Source organism: Streptomyces sp. NPDC060194, from assembly GCF_042728285.1.
GTDB lineage: Bacteria > Actinomycetota > Actinomycetes > Streptomycetales > Streptomycetaceae > Streptomyces.
Window position 1 is genome coordinate 42,897 of record NZ_JBHWZH010000021.1, and the last position, 17,325, is coordinate 60,221.

Here is a 17,325-nt window from a genome sequence, read left to right on the forward strand (position 1 = left end):
GAGACGCGGTCGGCTGTGGCCTCCGCGGACGCCCTCAGCCGCTCCGCACTCGCGGTGCTCCATCTCCACGCCCGGTTCACCGCGGAGCTGAACCGGCTGACCCTGGACGCCGGCCTGACCGCGGCCCAGTGGCAGATCCTGCACGCGATACGGGCCGAGCCGCGGTCCGTGTCCGCCGTCGCCCGGCTGCTCGGCCTCACCCGGCAGAGCGTGCAGCGCGTCGCCGACCTGCTGGTCGGGCGGGGGCTCGCCGGCTACCGCGACAACCCCGCCCACCGGCGGGCCAGGCTGCTGGCCGCCACCGAGGCCGGCGCGGCGGTGCTGCGCGGGATCGACCCCGGCCACACGGAGCTCGCCCGCCGGCTGTGCGGGGAACTGGGCGGGGCGGAGGAGTTCCGCAGGGTCACCGGCGTCCTCGGCGAGCTGTCGCGGGCGCTGGCCGCCGTCGCCCCGCACGCCGCGCCCGACCCGCACGAGCGGCCCTGAGCCGGCCGGGGCGGCCCGCGGACGCGGACCGTCCGGCACCAGGCCCCACGGAGGCCGGAACTCGCCTCTCCGCACCAAGGAACTGCTGCTGATACCGCACTATCTCGTTGTCGGACGGGCACGACCGCCGGCCTCGGTCGGTCGTATCGGGGGGACCTTTGAACCAGTTAGTCTTCAGAATGCTCGGCCCGTTGCTCGTGCAGGCCGACGGGGCGACGGTCCGCATCAAGGGCCGCCGCCAGTCCACCGTCCTCGCGATGCTGCTCCTGTCCGCCGACCGGATCGTCTCGGTCGACACCCTCGTCGACGCCGTGTGGCCCGAGTGCCCGCCCGCGACTGCGCGAAACCAGATCGCCATCTGCGTCGCCACCCTGCGCAAGACGTTCAAGGAGACCGGCGAGGACGGCCTGCTCCTGACCTCGCCGCCCGGCTACGTCCTGTCCAGCGGCGAACACCGCATCGACGTCGTGGAGTTCCACCAGGCCGCCGAGCGCGGGCGGGACGCCGCGCGGCACGGCCGGGCCGAGGACGCCTGCGCCCTCCTGGAGGAGGCGCTCAGCACCTGGCGGGGTGCCGCGCTCGACGAGCTGTCGGGGGAGCGGATCGAGGCGGAGGCGGCCCGGCTCGAACAACTGCGGCTCGACCTCGTCGAGGAGCGGGCCGGTCTGATGCTGGAGCTCGGCCGGCACCGGGTGCTGACGGGGGAGCTCGGTGAACTGGTCGCCCGCCACCCGCTGCGCGAGCAGTGCCGCGAGCACCTGATGCTCGCCCTGTACCGCTCGGGGCAGCGCGCCGAGGCGCTCGACGTCTTCCGGCAGGGCCGCCGCCTGCTCAACGAGGAGCTGGGCATCGACCCCGGCCCCGCCCTCCAGCAGCTGCACGACCTGATCCTGCGCGACTCGCCCGAGCTGTCCCGGCCGCCCGCCGCCCAGCCGCCGCCCGCCGTCACCGTCTCCGAGCGCACCGTGCCCGCCCAACTCCCGGCCGACGTCCAGAGGTTCACCGGCCGGCAGCCCGAACTCGCCGCGCTCGACCGGCTGCTGAACGAGCCGTACCTGCGGCACGCCCCGACCCTGGCGACGATCGCCGGGGTGGGCGGGGTCGGCAAGACGGCGCTGGCCGTCCACTGGGCGAGCCAGGCCGCCGAGCGCTTCCCCGACGGGCAGCTCTTCGCCGACCTGCGCGGCTTCGACGAGGAGACCGCGCCCGTCTCGCCCGCCGCCGTCCTCGACCGCTTCCTGCGCGCGCTCGGCACCCCCGCCCCGCAGATCCCCGAGGAGTCCGACGAGCGCGCGGCGCTCTTCCGCAGCCTGCTCAGCACCCGCAAGATGCTCATCGTCCTCGACAACGTCCGCTCGTTCGCCCAACTGCGGCCGCTGCTGCCCGGCGGCGGCCGCAGCGTCGTCATCGCCACCGGGCGCGAGGCGCTGGACGACGTCACCGACGACTACACCGCGCTGCGGCTGCGGCTGCGGGTCCTGCCGCCCGCCGAGGCCACCACCCTGCTCACCAAGATCGCGGGCGCGGACCGGTTCGGCAGCGACCCGGTCGCCCTCGAACAGCTCAGCGCGCTCTGCGACTGCCTGCCGCTCGCGCTGCGCATCGCCGGCGCGCGGCTGGCCGCGAAGCCCGGGCTGAGCGTGCGCGGACTGGTCGAGCGGCTGCGCGACCAGCGGCGGCGACTGGACGAGCTGAGCCCGGAGGGCGGCGGGGTACGGGCCGGCTTCCGGCTCACCTACCGCGACCTGTCGCCGGAGGCCGCCCGGATGTACCGGCGGCTCGGGCTGCTGCGCACGCCGGACTTCGCCGCGTGGGCGGCCGCCGCGACCGTCGAGACCACGGTGTGGCAGGCGGAGGAGCTGCTCGACCAGCTCGTCGACGCGCAGCTCCTGGAGGCCGTCGAGCCGGTCGCCGGCCGGGCGGCCCGCTACCGGTTCCAGGACCTGCTCCAGCTCTTCGCCCGCGAGCGCGCGGAGGCCGACGAGTCCGCCGACGACTGCGACGCGGCGCTGGAGCGCACCTTCGCCGCGTGGCTGTGGCTGGCGGAGGAGGCCCACCGGCGGCTCGACGGACGGGAGTTCCCCGTCGGGCGGGCCGCCGAGCCGGCGCCGGACTTCCTGCGCGGCACGGCCGACGAGCTGCTCGCCGCGCCGCTCGAGTGGTTCGAGTCCGAGCGGGCGCCGGTCGCCGACGTCGTCGTGCACGCGGCGGAGACCGGCCGGCCGCGGTTCGCCTGGGCGCTCACCGAGAGCGCCGTCCCGCACTTCGAGACGCGCAACTACCTGGAGGACTGGCAGCGTTGCGCCGACGCCGCGCTCGCCTCCGCGCGGCGGGCGGGCGACCGGGCCGGCGAGGCGACGATGCTCCGGCTGCTCGGGTCGCTCGCCATCTACCAGCGGCGCTACGAGCAGGCCGAGGGGTGGAACGTCGCCGCGCTGCGGCTGCTGCGCGGTACCGACGACCTGCACGGCGCGGCGCTCGCCGAGCGCAACCTCGCCATGTGCGCGCGGCTGCAGGGCGACTGGGAGCGGGCGTTGGAGCACTGCCGGGCCGCGCTCGACGGGTTCTCCGCGGCGGGGGACACGCGCAACCAGGCGCACCTGCTGGGGTACCTCGCGCAGATCGAGCTGGACCGGGGGCGGGTGGAGCAGGCCCTGCCGCTGGCCGTCGAGGCGGTCGCGCTCAGCCGGCGGGCCGGGTCCGTGCGGGCCGAGACGCAGAGTGTGTACCGGCTCGCGGAGGTGCGGTTGCGTGCGGGCGGGTTCGACGAGGCGGCGGAGTCCTTCCTGGAGGTGCTGCAGCTGGCCCGCAAGGAGGGGGACCGGGTCGGGGAGGCGCACGCGCTGCGGGGGCTCGGGGAGACGCAGTGGAGCCAGGGGCTGCTCCCCGCGGCGGAGCGGACGCTGACGCAGGCGCTCGACATCACCGAGGAGCTGGCCGACCGGTACCTGTTCGCCCGGGTCGAGACGGACCTCGGGTGCGTCGACGCGCTCCACGGGCGGTCGGCCGACGCGGCCGGGCGGTTCGAGCGGGCCCATGCGGCGCTGGGTGAGGTGGGTGCGCAGCCGTGGCGCGAGCGGGTCCTCCGCCTGCGGTCGGCGGTGACGGAGGGGGCTCCCCTCACCCCGGCGGGGCTGCGGGCGCTCCTCGCGAGGGCCTAGAGCGGCGGGCGCCTTGGGCGGCGGGCGCCTTGGGCGGCGGGCAACGCGGGTCTCGCGGCTCCGCCGCGGGTGCACGGGCTGCGCCCGCGCGGCCTCAAACGCCGGCCGGGCTGAAAGGGGGGCTTGCTGTGGGCCGTCGTGCCGCAGGGCGAGTGGGGTATCCCCTGCTCGAGCGAAGCCGAGAGCTTGGGGAAGGGTGGGCACAGCCCCACGTGCCCAGCGCAAGCGACCGTACCCCGCGCCATCGTCGGCCCCCCGCCCCGCAGGGGCGCTTCGCGGCTCCGCCGCGCGTACCGGGCTCCGCCCGGCGGCCTCAAACGCCGGCCGGGCTGAATTTTTTGGCCTCCGCTCGCCAGCGAGGCCGGGCATATTGTGCCGCCGCTAGCCGGACAGGCTGGGCTTTTTGTGCAGCTGCTAGCCGACCGGGCTGAGCTTCGTGTGCCTCCGCTTGCCGGCCAGGCTGAGCGTTGTGGGTCGCCGTTCGCCGACCGGGCTGAGCGTTGTGGGTCGCCGCTCGCCGACCGGGCTGAGCGTTGTGGGTCGCCGCTCGCCGGCCAGGCCGAGCGTTGTGGGCCACCGCCCGGCGATCGGGCTGAAGTTCTCGCGCCTCCGCTCGCCGGCCCGCCGTGTTACCGGCCGCTCAGCCCCACGGCATGTCCTGCGTGCCCGTGCCCGTGGGGCCGACCGGCTTGGTGGCGCCCCAGGGCATGTCGTCGTCGGTGGACGGGGTGTGGGGCTTGGCGATGCCCCAGGGCATGTCGTCCGCGAGGACGGAGGTCGCGGCCGGGGTCGCGGTGGCCGCGGTCAGGCCGGCGAGGAGGGCGAGGGCGGAGAGGGCGGTTCTGGTGGTGGACGTGAGCATGGGATTCCCCCTGGTGGATGGTCCGTGGTGACCGCTGTTCTGCGGTGGCACGGACATTAGGAAGAGGCCCTTTCGATCCCTTGTCCCGGCGATTTCACGCGCGGGGGCGGCCGTGAAAGCGGCGTGAAATCGCGGGGAAAGCGGACCGTTCTAGCGTCGCCCGCAGAATGTCCGCGCGCGCTTCGAACGGGGCTTTTCATGGAATTCCGAGTGCTCGGGCCGGTCGAGGTGCGCCGGGACGGGAGGCGGGTGCCGATCTCCGGGACCAAGCTGCACACGGTGCTCGCGGCGCTGCTCCTGGCCAGGGGGGAGGTGGTGTCGGACGACCGGCTGAGCAGGCTGCTGTGGGGGTGGGCCCCGCCGGCGACGGTGAGCGCGCAGCTGTACACCTACGTCTCGCGGTTGCGGAAATTACTCGGCGAGGGCGTCCTCATCGATCGTAGGCCCCCCGGATATGCCATGGCCATAGGCGATGCGAAACTCGACGTAACGGAATTCCGCGATCTCGACCGCGCGGGCCGGGAGGCGCTTTCCGCGCGGGAATTCGAGAAGGCGGGCGAACTCCTGCGGGAGGCGCTCGCGCGCTGGAACGGGCAGCCGCTGGCGAACACCACGGAGTACCTGTCCGCCGCCGAGGCGCCGAGCCTGTCCGAGGCGCGCGCGGCGACGCTGGAGCACCGGGTCGCGGCGGACCTGGCGCTCGGCCGGCACGAGCAGATCATCGTCGAACTCACCGGCCTGGTCGCCGAGTTCCCGCTGCGCGAGCGGATCCGCTGCCAGCTGATGACCGCGCTGTGCCGCTGCGGCCGGCAGGCGGACGCCATCCGGCTCTACCACCACGGCCGCGAGGTCCTCGCCGAGGAGCTTGGCGTCGACCCCGGCGAGGAGCTGCAGGCCGCCTACCGCGCCCTGCTCGACGGGACGCTCGTCCGGCTCCCGCGCCCGGGCGGCGTCCCCGCGCTCCCGGCGCGCGCCGGGCCGCCCGCCCCGCCCGCCGCCGGCCCCGACCGGACCGGCACCCGGCCGGGGCCGATGATCCTGCCCCCCGACACCGTCGACTTCACCGGCCGGGAGCGCGAACTCGGCGTGCTGCTGCGGGCGCTCGCGCCGGACGCCGCCGCGCCCGGCCGCCCGCGCCGGGTCCTGGTGACCGGCATGGCGGGCATCGGCAAGACGGCCCTCGGCGTGCACGCCGCGCACCGCTGCAAGCACCACTTCCCCGACGGGCAGCTCTACGCCGACCTGCGCGCGCCCGACGGCAGCGCGCGGCCGCCCGGCGGGGTCCTGCTCTACCTGCTGCGGGCGCTCGGCCACCCCGGCGGCCCCGCCCTGCCCGCGGTCGCCGACGACACCGACGAGCTGGTGCGCCTCTACCGCGAGCACACCGGCGGCCGGCGGCTGCTCATCCTGCTGGACAACGCGGCGAGCGCGGCCCAGCTCGGCCCGCTGCTGCCCAACACCCCCGAACCGGCGGTCCTCGTCACCGGCCGCACCGCGCTGCCCACCGTGGCCGGGGCGCACACCGTCGCCCTCGACCCGCTGGCGGACGGGCCGGCGCTGCGGCTGCTGGCCGCCGCGGCCGGCGCGGAGCGGATCGCCGCCGCGCCCGGGGCGGCGGCCGTCATCGTCGAGCACTGCGCCGGGCTCCCGCTGGCGCTGCGGATCGCCGGCACCCGCATCGCCGCCCGGCCGCACTACGCGCCGGACCGGTTCGCCCGCCGGCTGACCGACCCCGCCACCCGGCTGCGCGAGCTGCACGCGGGCGACCTGGACGTCCACGGCGCGCTGCTCGCCTCCTGGCGGGCCCTGGGGCCCGACCCGCGCGCGGCCTTCGGGGCGCTCGCCGGACTCGGCCCCGAGCCGTTCCCCGCCGAGCGGGCCGCGGCGCTCCTCGGCCTGTCCGAGGCGGACGCCGAACTGCTCCTGGAAGCGGTGGCCGACGAGGCGCTGGTCGAGGTCAGCGGCGCGGACGCGTACGGCCGGCCCTGCTACCTGTTCCACCCGCTGGTCCGGCTCTTCGGGCTCTCGCTGCCCGCGGTCCCGCCACCGGCGCCGCCCCCGGCCGGGGGGTCCGCCCCCGCCGTGCTGCCGCACGAGGGCGTAACCGGTGGCTAACCGGCCTGATCCAGACTCACCGGGCCCGGGGCAGCGGCAGTCCTGTCCGGACGTATTCCCCCTCACCCCTTGTGGAGTTGGAAGATGACCGAGCTCTTGCACGGCCCCGCCGACAGCGCGGCGCCCTTCCCCATGACCGAGACCCAGCAGGCGCTGATGATCGGCCGCGGCGAGGGCGTGGAGCTCGGCAGCATCGGCTGCTACGGCTACTTCGAGTGGGAGCGCGAGGACCTCGACCCGCAGCGGTTCGCCACCGCCTGGCGGCGGGTCGTCGCCCGCCACGACATGCTGCGGGCGGTGGTGCGGACCGACGGCACGCAGCACGTGCTCACCGACCCGCCGGCGTACGACCTGCCGGTGCTCGACCTGCGGGCGCTGACCGAGGAGCAGGCGGAGGAACGGCTCGCGGAGCTGCGCGCGGAGATGAGCCACCGGGTCTTCCCGGTCGGCAGCTGGCCGCTGTTCGACCTGCGGTTCGTCACCCTGCCGGAGCGGTCGGACGGCGCGGGCGGCTCCGGCCCGGCGGACGGCACCGGCGGGGCGCCCGGCGGGCGCGGCCGGGTGCACCTCGGCATCGACCTGCAGGTCCTCGACGCCTCCAGCGCCTTCCAGGTCCTCTTTCCCGACCTGATCGACCTCTACGAGGACCCCGACGCCGAACTCCCCGCCCCCGGGATCACGTTCGCCGAGTACGCCCGCTGGCGCGCCGACGCCATGCCCCACACCGACGCCTTCCGCGCCGCCCAGGACTACTGGCTGGCCCGCGTTCCGCAGCTCCCGCCCGCCCCGTCGCTCCCGGCGGGCCCCGGCAGCGACGGCGAGGTCCGCTTCGAACGGCACGAGCACCGCCTCGCCCCCGCCGACTGGGTCCGCTTCCAGGAGCTCGCCCGGCAGGCCGAGCTCACCCCGTCGGTGCTGCTCACCGCCGCCTTCGCCGAGGTCGTCCGCTGCTGGGCGGAGGAGCACGACTTCACCCTCAACTACCCCGTCTTCGACCGGCCGCGGGTCCACGAGGACATCGGCGCGGTCCTCGGCGACTTCACCAACGCCGTGCTGCTCGCCGTCGACGGCTCGGGGGCCACCTTCCTCGACCGCGCGCACGCCCTGCGCGACCAGCTGCGCCGCGACACCGCGCACGGCACGTTCAACGGCGTGCGGGTCCTGCGCGAGCTGACCCGGCTGCACGGCGCCGGCGCGCAGGCCGGGATGCCCGTGGTCGTCACCAGCCTGCTCGACTACCCCGGCCGCCGCCCGGTCACCGACCTCGGCCACGAGATCCACTCCATCTCGCAGACCCCGCAGGTCTCCCTCGACGTCCAGCTGCGCGAGCTCGGCGGCGAGCTGCGGATCATCTGGGACTACGTCGACGGGGCCTTCGCGCCCGGCTTCACCGAGGCCGCGTTCGGGGCCTACGTCGGACTCGTCCGGCTGCTGCTCGACGAGCCGGAGAGCCTGCGCACCCGGCGCTTCGACCTGATCCCCGCCGCCGAGCGCGAGCTGCGCCGCCGGATCAACGACACCGCCGGGCAGATCCCGTACGTCACCCTGCACGAGCTGTTCGCCGCGCAGGCCGAGCGCACCCCGGACGCCGAGGCCGTCGTCGACGCCGGCCGCCGGCTCTCCTACGGCGAACTCGCCGCCTACGCCTGGCGGATCGGCCGCCGGCTGCGGCAGCACGGCGCGAAGCCGGGCGAGCTGGTCGCCGTCGTCATGGAGAAGGGCTGGGAGCAGTACGCGGCCGTCTACGGCGTCCTCGCCTCCGGGGCCGCCTACCTCCCGCTCGACGCCTCGCTGCCGCCGGAGCGCCTGCGGAAACTGCTCGCGCTCGCCGGCGCGGACAAGGTGCTCACCCAGTCCCGCCTGGACCGCAGCCTGGCCTGGCCGCCCAACGTCCACCGCTACCGCGTCGACCAGGACTTCGAGCTCGGCGACGCCACCCGCCCGGAGACCGCGCAGATCCCCGCGGACCTCGCGTACACCATCTTCACCTCCGGCTCCACGGGCGAGCCCAAGGGCGTGATGGTCGACCACATCGGCGTCGTCAACCTGATCCGCGACGTCGCCCAGCGGTTCGGCGTCGACGCCTCCGACCGGCTGCTCGCCATCTCGGGCCTGCACTTCGACGCGTCGATCTACGACGTCTTCGGCGTCCTCACCCAGGGCGGCACGGTCGTCGTCCCGCCGCCGTTCCAGCACGCCGAACCGGACGTCTGGGCCGATCTGGTGGCCGCGGAGCGGGTCACGCTGTGGAACTCGGTGCCGGTCCTGATGGAGCTGCTCGTCGGCGAGGCGGAGACCCGCGAACGCCGCATGGGGGAACGGCCGCTCACGTCGCTGAGGCTGTCGGTGCTCTCCGGCGACTGGATCCCGCTGACCCTGCCCGACCGGCTGCGCGCGCAGAGCCCGCGGATCGACGTCGTCGGCTCCGGCGGCCCGACGGAGACGATCTGCTGGTCGCTGTTCCAGCGCATCGGCGAGGTCGACCCGCGGTGGACGAGCATCCCCTACGGCACGCCGATCACCAACCAGCACTACTACGTCGTCGACGCGACCGCCCGGGAGCGGCCGCTGGGGGTCGTCGGCGAGATGGCCGTCGCCAGCGACGTCGGGCTCGCGCTCGGCTACCTCGGCGACGAGCAGCGCACCCGGGACCGCTTCGTGCACCTGCCGGAGACCGGCGAACGCGCCTACCTGACCGGCGACCTGGGCCGCTACCTGCCCGACGGGTCGATCGAGATCCTCGGCCGCGACGACTTCCAGGTGAAGATCCAGGGCCACCGGATCGAGCTCGGTGAGATCGAGGCGGCGCTGCGGCAGGACGAGCGGGTCACCACGGCGGTCGTCGTCGCCCCGGCCAGCGCGCACGGCGTGCGCCGGCTGCACGCGTACGTCACCGTGCCCGGCGGGGACGCGACCGGCGAGCAGATCCTCGCCCGGCTCTCCGAGCAGCTGCCCACGTACATGGTCCCCGCCGCCCTGACCGTCCTCGACGAGCTGCCGCTGACCCGCAACGGCAAGGTCGACCGGCTCGGACTCGCCGACACCGCCGGCACCCGGCAGGCCGCCGACGACACCGCCGCGGACGCGGCCGGGGACGTACCGGGCGACCCGCTGGAGCTGGTGCTGTGCGCGGCCGTCGCCGACATCCTCGGCATCGACCAGGTCGCGCCCGGGGACAACTTCTTCCGCCTCGGGGGCGACTCGCTCAGCGGCACCCGGCTCGCCGGCCTCCTCCAGGACCTGCTCGGCGTCCCCGTGCCGGTCAAGACCGTCTTCCGCACCCCGGTCGTCGCCGAACTCGCCGCCCGCATCGCCGCGGACGAGGAGCACGGAGCCGAGGCGCGGGCGGCGGCGGAGGCCCTCGCGTCGGGCGAGCTGCCGGAGGAGGACCCCGCGGACGCGTGACCGCGGTGCGGGGGCCCGGCCGTGAACCGGCCCCGGCGCCCCCGCCCGACCGGCACGCCGACCACGCGACCGGCAGGCCCGTCACCCGGGCCGGTCCGGCGCCCACCGCCGGGGCAGCGGCCGCGAACCGGCCCGGCCCCGACCGCACGGCGCCACCCCGGTCGCACCGTCCGCGGCGACCGGGTCCCACCGACCACTCCAGGAAATCCACGAGGGGACTGCCATGACCACGACCCTGCCCGCACCGCCGATCGCCCCGGCCGCCGTCGCCCGGCCGTACGGGCCCGATCTCGTCACGTTCGCCGGGAGCGCCGCCGCGCGGCTGAGGAGAGCCGACGCGACGCTGTACGACCTGCTGAACCGGGAGGCGGCCCGGCAGCACAGCACGCTGATGATGGTCGCCGCGTCCAGCGTCGCCGACCCCTCGGTGCTGGCCTGCGGCGGCAGCGCGCTCGGGAACCTCACCGCCGAGGGATACCCGGGCGGTCGCTACCACGCGGGCTGCTCGGTCGCCGACGACATCGAGCGGCTCGCGATCGACCGCGCGAAGACCGCGTTCGGCGCTCAGGACGCGATCGTCCAGCCGCACTCCGGCTCCTCGGCCAACCTCGCGGTGCTCACCGCGCTGCTCGCCCCCGGCGACACCCTGCTCGGCCTCGACCTCGACTGCGGCGGCCACCTCACCCACGGCTCGCCCGCCTCCGTCAGCGGCCGCTACTACAACGCCGTCGGCTACCGCCTCACCCGCGAGGGCCTCCTCGACTACGACCGCATCCGCGACCTCGCCCTCGCCCACTCGCCCAAGCTGATCGTGGCGGGCGCCAGCGCCTACCCGCGCACCATCGACTTCGCCCGCTTCCGCGAGATCGCCGACGAGACCGGCGCCTACCTCCTCGCCGACATCTCCCACATCGCCGGCCTGGTCGCCGCCGGACTCCACCCGAGCCCGATCGACCACGCCCACATCACCACCACCAGCACCTACAAGCAGCTCTACGGCCCCCGCGGCGGCCTCATCCTGCTCGGCCGCGACGCCCGCTCCTCGGGCCCCGAACGCGGCACGCTCGCCTCGACGATGCGCCGCGCCGTCTTCCCCTTCACCCAGGGCACCCCGGACCTCGCCTCGATCGCCGCGAAGGCCCGCGCCCTCGACTTCGTCGCCGGCCCCGACTTCGCGGAGCTCGCCAAGCGGCTCGCCGACGGCGCCCACGCCATCGCGGAACGCCTCTCCGCGCGCGGCCTGCCGCTGGTCACCGGCGGCACCGACACCCACATGGTCCTCATCGACCTGCGCCCCACCGGGCTCACCGGCGACGTCGCCGAACAGGCCCTGGAGTCCTGCGGGATCATCGTCAACCGCAACCGGGTCCCCGGCGACACCACCCCCGTCCGCACCACCGGCGGGCTGCGCCTGGGCAGCAACACCCTGGCCGCGCGCGGCATGGACCGCACCGCCGCCGGGGCGTGCGCGGACCTCGTCGCGGACGTCCTCGACGCGCTGCGGGCCGGCTCCGGCGTCCTGCCGCCCGCCGTCCGCTCGGCCGCCCGGGCCCGCGTCGACGAGCTGTGCGCGCGGCACCCGCTGCCGGGGTACCTCGCGTGAACCGCGCGCCCGAGAAGAGGAGTTGACCCCCACCCATGACCGCGGACCTCGTCGACCTGCGCAGCGACACCGTCACCCGCCCCACGCCGGCCATGCGCCGCGCGATGGCCACCGCCGAGGTCGGTGACGACCTGTTCGGTGAGGATCCCACCGTCCGGGCCCTGGAGGAGCGGCTCGCCGGGGTCTTCGGCTTCGGCGGCGGGCTGTTCACCCCGTCCGGGGTGATGGCCAACCAGATCGCCCTGCGGCTCCTCCTCGACCCCGGCCAGGAACTCGTCTGCGACAGCGAGGCGCACGTCCTGGCCCACGAGGAGGGCTCGCCGGCCCGCTACGGCGGCATCCAGACCCGTACGGTCACGGGCCGGCGGGGGCTGCTCACCGTCCCCGCCCTGGAGCGGGTGCTGCGGCCCGGCAACGCGTACACGATCGGCACCCGCGCGGTCGCGCTGGAGCAGACCCACACCCGGGCGGGCGGGACCGTGTACCCGGTGGCCGCCCTGCGCGCGATCCGCCGGCTCACCGCCGGCGCCGGGATCGCCGTCCACGTCGACGGCGCGCGGATCTGGAACGCGCACGCGGCGACCGGGGTGCCCCTGGGAGAGTACGGGGCCCCGGTCGCCGACACGCTCGCCGTCTGCCTCTCCAAGGGGCTGGGCGCGCCCGTCGGGTCCGTGCTGCTGACCTCCGCCGAACTCCTGCCGCGCGCACGGTCGTTGCGTCACGGGCTCGGGGGCGGGATGCGGCAGTCCGGAATCCTCGCCGCGGCGGGGCTGCACGCGCTCGACCACCACCTCGACCGCATCGCCCACGACCACGACCACGCCGCGCTGCTCGCCGGCGTCCTGCGGGACGCCGGCTGTGCGGTGCGGCCCCGCGAGACCAACATCGTCCTCGTCGACACCCCCGACGCGGGGGCCGTCGTGCGGCGGGCGGCCGAGGAGGGAGTACTGGTCACCGCCCCCGGGCCGCGGCTCGTCCGGCTCGTCACCCACCTGGGTGTCGGGCGGCGGGACTGCCGGCGGGCCGCGGGGGTCCTGGCCGCGCTCATGGGCGCGGCCGTACCCGTTCCGAACGAAGAGAGTGAAGCAGCCTGATGAGTTGGGAAGTTCTGCCGGCGACCGCCGAGCGCTGGGACGACGTGCGGGCCGTCCTGCAGCCGAGGCCCAGCAAGCACACCTGCTGGTGCATGGCGTGGCGGCTGTCCACGGGGGAGTACGGGCGGCTGTCCGCGGAGGAGCGGGGCGCTCATCTGAAGTCCCTCGCGGCCGAGGAGCCCGCGCCCGGGGTCCTCGGCTACCTCGACGGGGCCGTCGCCGGGTGGTGCAACGTCGCTCCCCGCAAGTCCCTGGACCGGTTGGCGGCCTCGCGGACCATCCCGGAGGTCGACGACCTGCCGGTGTGGTCCGTGACGTGCTTCGTCGTGCGCGCGGAGTTCCGCGGGAAGGGGGTCGCCTCCGACCTCCTGGAGGGCGCGGTCGAGCACGCCCGCGCGCACGGCGCGCCCGCGGTCGAGGGGTACCCCGTCGACCCCGAGGGGGGCCGGGTCAACCCCACGCTCGCCTACGTCGGCACGATGGAGATGTTCGAGCGGAACGGCTTCGTGCGGGTGCGCCGCACCGAGGCGAAGAGCGACAAGCGCCACCGCTGGATCATGCGCCGCGACCTGACCTGACCGGCGCGCCCCTTGTTGCGCCTGCGGCGCGTGCACGGCCTGCGGCCGCGCGGCCTCAAACGCCGGCCGGGCTGGATGTTTTCGCCTCCGTGCGCCGGTGGCGTGTGCAGCACCACGGTCGGCCCCGCCCCTTTCGGAGGCGGGGCCTTCCGTGTGCCGGGCCTACGCGTGGGCCGCGATGTCCCACAGCTGTGTCGGGCGGCCGCAGCGCAGCGCCTCCCAGGCGACGCGGCGGTAGCAGCCGGCGACGAGGGCGTCGCGGACGAGGCCGGACGCGCCGTGGAGGTGGACCGCGTCGCGGGTGACGTCGAGCGCCGTCTCGGCGACGAGGGCGACGAGCCCGGCCGCCTCGCCGGGATGGAGGCGGCCCTCGTCGAGGTCCTTGGCCGCGTCCCCGACGGCCCAGCGGACCGCGTCGAGCCGGGCGAGCAGCCCCGCGACCCGCAGCCGCGGCCCCTGGTGCTTGACGAGCGCCTGCCCGAACTGCCGCCGCGCCCGGATCCGGGTGACGACCGCGGTGAGCGCGGCGGCGGTCAGCCCGGCGAGGAGCGCGGACTGGTGGACGGCCGCGCGGAGCCCGGCCCGGGCGAGCGCGGTCTCCGCGGCGAGCCCGCGCAGCAGGACCGCGTCGGCGGGGACGCGCGCCCCGTCGAGGGTGACGCCGGAGACGGCCCCGCCCCCGTGGTCGCGCAGGGCGCGGACGGCGACGCCGTCGGCGGGCAGGTCGACGAGGGCGACGCACGGCCCGTCCGGCCCGGAGGCGAGGACGAGGAGCGAGCCGGCGGCGACCCCGGAGGCGAAGGGGCCGCCGGAGCCGGTGAGGACGACGCCGTCGCCGTCGGGCTTCCAGGAGATGCCGGGCGCGACGACCCCGCGCGGGTCGGGGAACCGGCCGGGGACGGCGACCGGGTGGGCCCCGTCGCGGACCCGGTCCAGGAGCCCGTGCAGCCGCTCGGGGAGCAGCGGGCCGAGCCCGGAGAGCACGTCGAGGGCGAACAGGGTGTCGGTGAGCGGCACCGGCTGGACCGCGTTGCCGCCCTCCTCGCAGACCATGGCGACGACGGCGTGCCCGAGGTCGAGCCCGTCCATGCCGATGGGCAGGGCGAACTCCCAGGCGCCGACCCCGGTGAGGGCCTCCCAGGTGCCGGCGGGGGTGCCGGCGTCGACGTCGAGCCCCTGGCGGACGGTGAGGCGCAGCTGCCGGAAGAGGGAGTCCTCGTCCTCGCGCTCCCGCCACCGCTCGGGCGCGGACCGCACACCTCCCGCCGCCGTCCCGGAACCGTGCGCCGCCGCGTCCGCGCCGTGTGTCGTCGTCATGGCCGTACCTCCGCCCCTGAGTCGAGACGCAGCCGGGCCAGCGTCTCCAGCATCATCTCGGCGGTGCCGCCCGAAATCCGCATGCCGGGGGCCTCCCGGAGCGCCGAGTCCAGTGGATGGGAGACCCCGTCGGTGGCGGGGTCGTCGAGGGTCATGCTGTGGTCGCCGTCCAGCTCGGCGGCCCACCAGGCGACCTCCGCGGCCAGTTCGGTGGTGTACCACTTGGCCGCCGCGGCCTCGTCCTCGTTGAGGTCGCCGCGGTCGAGGCGGGTGAGGACCCGCCGGACGAGGGTGCCGGCGGCGAGCAGCCGGGCGTTGAGCTTGGCGAGCCCGATCTGGTCGTGCTGGCCGGCCTCCAGCCGGTCGGTGTGCGCCTCCAGGCGCTCGACGGCGGCGCGGTACCAGCGCAGGGCCTTGACGTAGTAGTCGAGGCCGGTGCGCTCGAAGGCGAGCGTCTTGACGACGATCGCCCAGCCCTGGCCGATCTCGCCGACGACGTCGTCCGCGGTGACGGCGACGCCGTCGAGGGTGACCTCGTGGAAGGCGTCGTCCATGATGCCGGGGACGGCGGTGATGGTGACGCCGTCCTGGGCGAGCGGCACCAGGAACAGGGAGAACGCGTCGTTCTCGCCGCGGGCCAGGCACAGGCCGTAGTCGGCGAGCCCGGCGAACAGGGAGTGGACCTTGGTGCCGTAGAGCTTGTACCCGCCGCGGCCGTCGGCGACGGCGCGGGTGGAGAGGATGTTGAGGTCGGAGCCGGCCTGCGGCTCGCTGAACAGCACGCAGCCGAAGGCGGTGCCGGCGGCGAAGCCGGGCAGGTGGCGGGCCTTCATCGCGGGGCTCGCCACGTTGAGGAGGGTGGAGCCGACGATCTGCACGGTCAGGGTGTGCAGCAGGTCGGGCACGTCGTGCATCGCCAGCTCCTCGACGAGGACGGCGGCGGCGACCTGGCTGACGCCGCGGCCCCCGTACTCCTCGGGCCACTGCGGGGCCAGCAGCCCCGCCTCGCCGAGGGCGCGGTGGACGGGGCGGGGGTCGCGGGTGCGCCGGGCGGCGGCGACGGGCGCCGACACCAGGACGTCGTGGATCTCCTCGCGGAGGGCGCGCATGGGCGTGCGCGACGCGCCCTCGCCGGAGCGCACGAGCCCGCAGTCGGCGGGGGCCCGGTAGAACTCGGTGGTGAGCAACGGTGACTCCTTCGGTCTCGTCGGGGGCGCGGTGGGGGTCGGCGGGGTCAGAGGACGGCTCCCGGGGCCGCCGCGGCCACGGCGAGGACGTCCTCGATCCCGGTGAGCAGCGCGGTCACGTCCTCGGGACCGGCCGCGGCGCGGTTGAACTCGGCGGTGCCGCCGATCCCGCCGTCCCGCTCGACGAGGCCGACGCAGGCGAGCGTCGCCGCGGGGTCGGGGCTGTACAGCTCCAGGTGGCGCGCGGGCGGCCCGGGCAGCTGGCCCACCTCGATCCCGGGCAGGCCGAGGGGGACGGCGGGGTAGTTGTGGAGGGCGAACAGGACCCCGTACGGCTGGGCGCCGGCGGGGAACAGCTCGTCGAAGGGGAGCCGTTGGCGGCTGAGCGCCTCGGCGACGGCCGTACGGGTGCGGTGCAGGAGGCCGGTGAACGTGGGGCCGCCGGAGAGGTCGACACCGATCGGAACCACGGTGGTGAACTGGCCGACCGCTCCCTCCAGTTGCCCGGCGAACCGGCCCGCGGCCGGGGTGCCGACGACCGCGTGCGAGTTGCCGTCCCGGCGGGCCAGGACCACGGCGAGGGCGGCGACCAGCGTCATGAACGGGGTCGCGCCCTCCGCGGCGCCGAGCGCGAGCCCGGTGTGCAGGGCGCTGCCGGGGGAGCGGTCCATGCGGACCGGTAGCACGCCCCGCTCGAAGCGGGCCGCGCGCGGTGCGGGCGGGCTGTGCGTGAACTCCGCCCGCGTGCGGGCCAGTTCGCCCGCCCCCTCGGCGGAGGCGAGCCACCGCCGCTGCCAGTCGGCGTGGTCGGGGAACTGCAGCTCCGGCGCCGGGAGGCTGACGGGGCCCTCCCGGTAGGCCGCCGCGAGGTCCCCGAGGAACACCCCGGACGACCACCCGTCGAACACCGCGAGGTGCGAGGCCAGCACCAGCACGTGCTCGTCCCGCCCGAGCCGCAGCAAGCGGAACGCGCTGGTCCGCCCGGCGGCCAGCGACAACTCCGCCGCCGCATTCTCCTCGACGTGCCGCGCCACGGCCTCCTCCCGCGCCCGCTCGGAATGCAGCGACAGATCCGTGCGGGTCAACCGCAGGCACGGCTCACCGTCCACGACGAGGAGCGGCCGCGTGCCGACCGACGCCTGCCCGCCGCCCGCCGGACCGGCGGCGACGGGTGCTCCGGCCACCTGACCGTGGAGCGAGGGACCTGCGGCCCCCGGTCCGCCGTCCGGCGCGTCGACGATCCGGGACCGCAGCGCCTCGTGCCGGGCCAGGACGGCCGTCAGCGCGTCCCGCAGCCGGCCCTCGTCGAGGCGGCCCGTGAGCCGTACCGCGTGCGATCCGGTGCCGCCCGCGCCCTGCCCCGCCCGCTCCCGCGCGAACAACCGCGCCTGCAGGGCGGTGGCCGGAACCGGCCCCGTACCCGCCCGCGGCCCCGGCCGCGCGGGCACCGGCGCCCCCGCGGGCCGCAGCAACCGCGCCCAAACCCGCCCCCCCTCCGGCCGCGCGGGGCGCGCGCG

The 17,325-nt window shown here is 76.0% G+C and carries 11 protein-coding genes; 7 read left to right on the forward strand and 4 right to left on the reverse strand.

The genetic code is table 11. From position 1 onward, the window contains the following. Nucleotides 1-15: 15 nt before the first annotated feature. Nucleotides 16-486, forward strand: a complete 471-nt coding sequence (locus ACFWEG_RS07290; protein ID WP_387210163.1) for a MarR family winged helix-turn-helix transcriptional regulator — start codon at nucleotides 16-18, stop codon at nucleotides 484-486. Nucleotides 487-665: 179 nt separating this feature from the next. Next, on the forward strand, nucleotides 666-3,647 hold the full coding sequence (locus tag ACFWEG_RS07295; RefSeq protein ID WP_387210165.1) for a BTAD domain-containing putative transcriptional regulator: 2,982 nt from the start codon (nucleotides 666-668) through the stop codon (nucleotides 3,645-3,647). Between the two features lie 640 nt (nucleotides 3,648-4,287). Here the strand turns inward: ACFWEG_RS07295 and ACFWEG_RS07300 are convergent. Then, on the reverse strand, nucleotides 4,288-4,509 hold the full coding sequence (locus ACFWEG_RS07300; protein WP_387210167.1) for a hypothetical protein: 222 nt from the start codon (nucleotides 4,507-4,509) through the stop codon (nucleotides 4,288-4,290). A gap of 198 nt (nucleotides 4,510-4,707) precedes the next feature. Between ACFWEG_RS07300 and ACFWEG_RS07305 the strand changes: the two genes are divergently transcribed. The 5 genes from ACFWEG_RS07305 (at nucleotide 4,708) to ACFWEG_RS07325 (ending at nucleotide 13,304) form a co-directional block, all read left to right on the forward strand. Continuing rightward, nucleotides 4,708-6,624: a BTAD domain-containing putative transcriptional regulator gene (locus tag ACFWEG_RS07305; protein WP_387210169.1), complete on the forward strand. Its 1,917-nt coding sequence runs from the start codon at nucleotides 4,708-4,710 to the stop codon at nucleotides 6,622-6,624. An 84-nt stretch (nucleotides 6,625-6,708) separates the two neighbouring features. Beyond that, on the forward strand, nucleotides 6,709-10,029 hold the full coding sequence (locus ACFWEG_RS07310; protein ID WP_387210171.1) for an amino acid adenylation domain-containing protein: 3,321 nt from the start codon (nucleotides 6,709-6,711) through the stop codon (nucleotides 10,027-10,029). 223 nt (nucleotides 10,030-10,252) lie between these two features. Further along, nucleotides 10,253-11,632 (forward strand): serine hydroxymethyltransferase, encoded by a 1,380-nt coding sequence (gene glyA / locus ACFWEG_RS07315; protein ID WP_387210173.1) that lies wholly within the window; start codon nucleotides 10,253-10,255, stop codon nucleotides 11,630-11,632. Nucleotides 11,633-11,667: 35 nt separating this feature from the next. Then, on the forward strand, nucleotides 11,668-12,726 hold the full coding sequence (locus ACFWEG_RS07320) for a threonine aldolase family protein (RefSeq protein ID WP_387210175.1): 1,059 nt from the start codon (nucleotides 11,668-11,670) through the stop codon (nucleotides 12,724-12,726). Continuing rightward, the gene (locus ACFWEG_RS07325; protein WP_387210177.1) at nucleotides 12,726-13,304 is read left to right on the forward strand and encodes a GNAT family N-acetyltransferase; all 579 of its coding nucleotides are present in this window, start codon (nucleotides 12,726-12,728) and stop codon (nucleotides 13,302-13,304) included. The genes ACFWEG_RS07320 and ACFWEG_RS07325 overlap by 1 nt, the downstream gene beginning before the upstream one ends. A 162-nt stretch (nucleotides 13,305-13,466) precedes the next feature. Here the strand turns inward: ACFWEG_RS07325 and ACFWEG_RS07330 are convergent, their stop codons facing one another. From ACFWEG_RS07330 to ACFWEG_RS07340, 3 genes are all read right to left on the reverse strand, one after another. Then, complete coding sequence (locus ACFWEG_RS07330) at nucleotides 13,467-14,621, reverse strand: acyl-CoA dehydrogenase family protein (protein WP_387210179.1); 1,155 nt, start codon at nucleotides 14,619-14,621, stop codon at nucleotides 13,467-13,469. Further along, on the reverse strand, nucleotides 14,618-15,808 hold the full coding sequence (locus tag ACFWEG_RS07335) for an acyl-CoA dehydrogenase family protein (RefSeq protein ID WP_387210181.1): 1,191 nt from the start codon (nucleotides 15,806-15,808) through the stop codon (nucleotides 14,618-14,620). Before ACFWEG_RS07335 ends, ACFWEG_RS07330 begins: the two co-directional genes overlap by 4 nt. Before the next feature lie 47 nt (nucleotides 15,809-15,855). Further along, a partial coding sequence (locus ACFWEG_RS07340; RefSeq protein ID WP_387210183.1) for a condensation domain-containing protein occupies nucleotides 15,856-17,325 on the reverse strand: 1,470 nt, incomplete at its 5' end.

What these genes read in the sequence shown, in the direction of transcription:
- ACFWEG_RS07325 (WP_387210177.1), top strand. Translation starts at nt 12,726, where the DNA reads ATGAGTTGGGAAGTTCTGCCGGCGACCGCCGAGCGCTGGGACGACGTG.
- ACFWEG_RS07295 (WP_387210165.1), top strand. Translation starts at nt 666, where the DNA reads ATGCTCGGCCCGTTGCTCGTGCAGGCCGACGGGGCGACGGTCCGCATC.
- ACFWEG_RS07305 (WP_387210169.1), top strand. Translation starts at nt 4,708, where the DNA reads ATGGAATTCCGAGTGCTCGGGCCGGTCGAGGTGCGCCGGGACGGGAGG.
- ACFWEG_RS07330 (WP_387210179.1), bottom strand. Translation starts at nt 14,621, where the DNA reads ATGACGACGACACACGGCGCGGACGCGGCGGCGCACGGTTCCGGGACG.
- ACFWEG_RS07310 (WP_387210171.1), top strand. Translation starts at nt 6,709, where the DNA reads ATGACCGAGCTCTTGCACGGCCCCGCCGACAGCGCGGCGCCCTTCCCC.
- glyA (WP_387210173.1), top strand. Translation starts at nt 10,253, where the DNA reads ATGACCACGACCCTGCCCGCACCGCCGATCGCCCCGGCCGCCGTCGCC.
- ACFWEG_RS07300 (WP_387210167.1), bottom strand. Translation starts at nt 4,509, where the DNA reads ATGCTCACGTCCACCACCAGAACCGCCCTCTCCGCCCTCGCCCTCCTC.
- ACFWEG_RS07320 (WP_387210175.1), top strand. Translation starts at nt 11,668, where the DNA reads ATGACCGCGGACCTCGTCGACCTGCGCAGCGACACCGTCACCCGCCCC.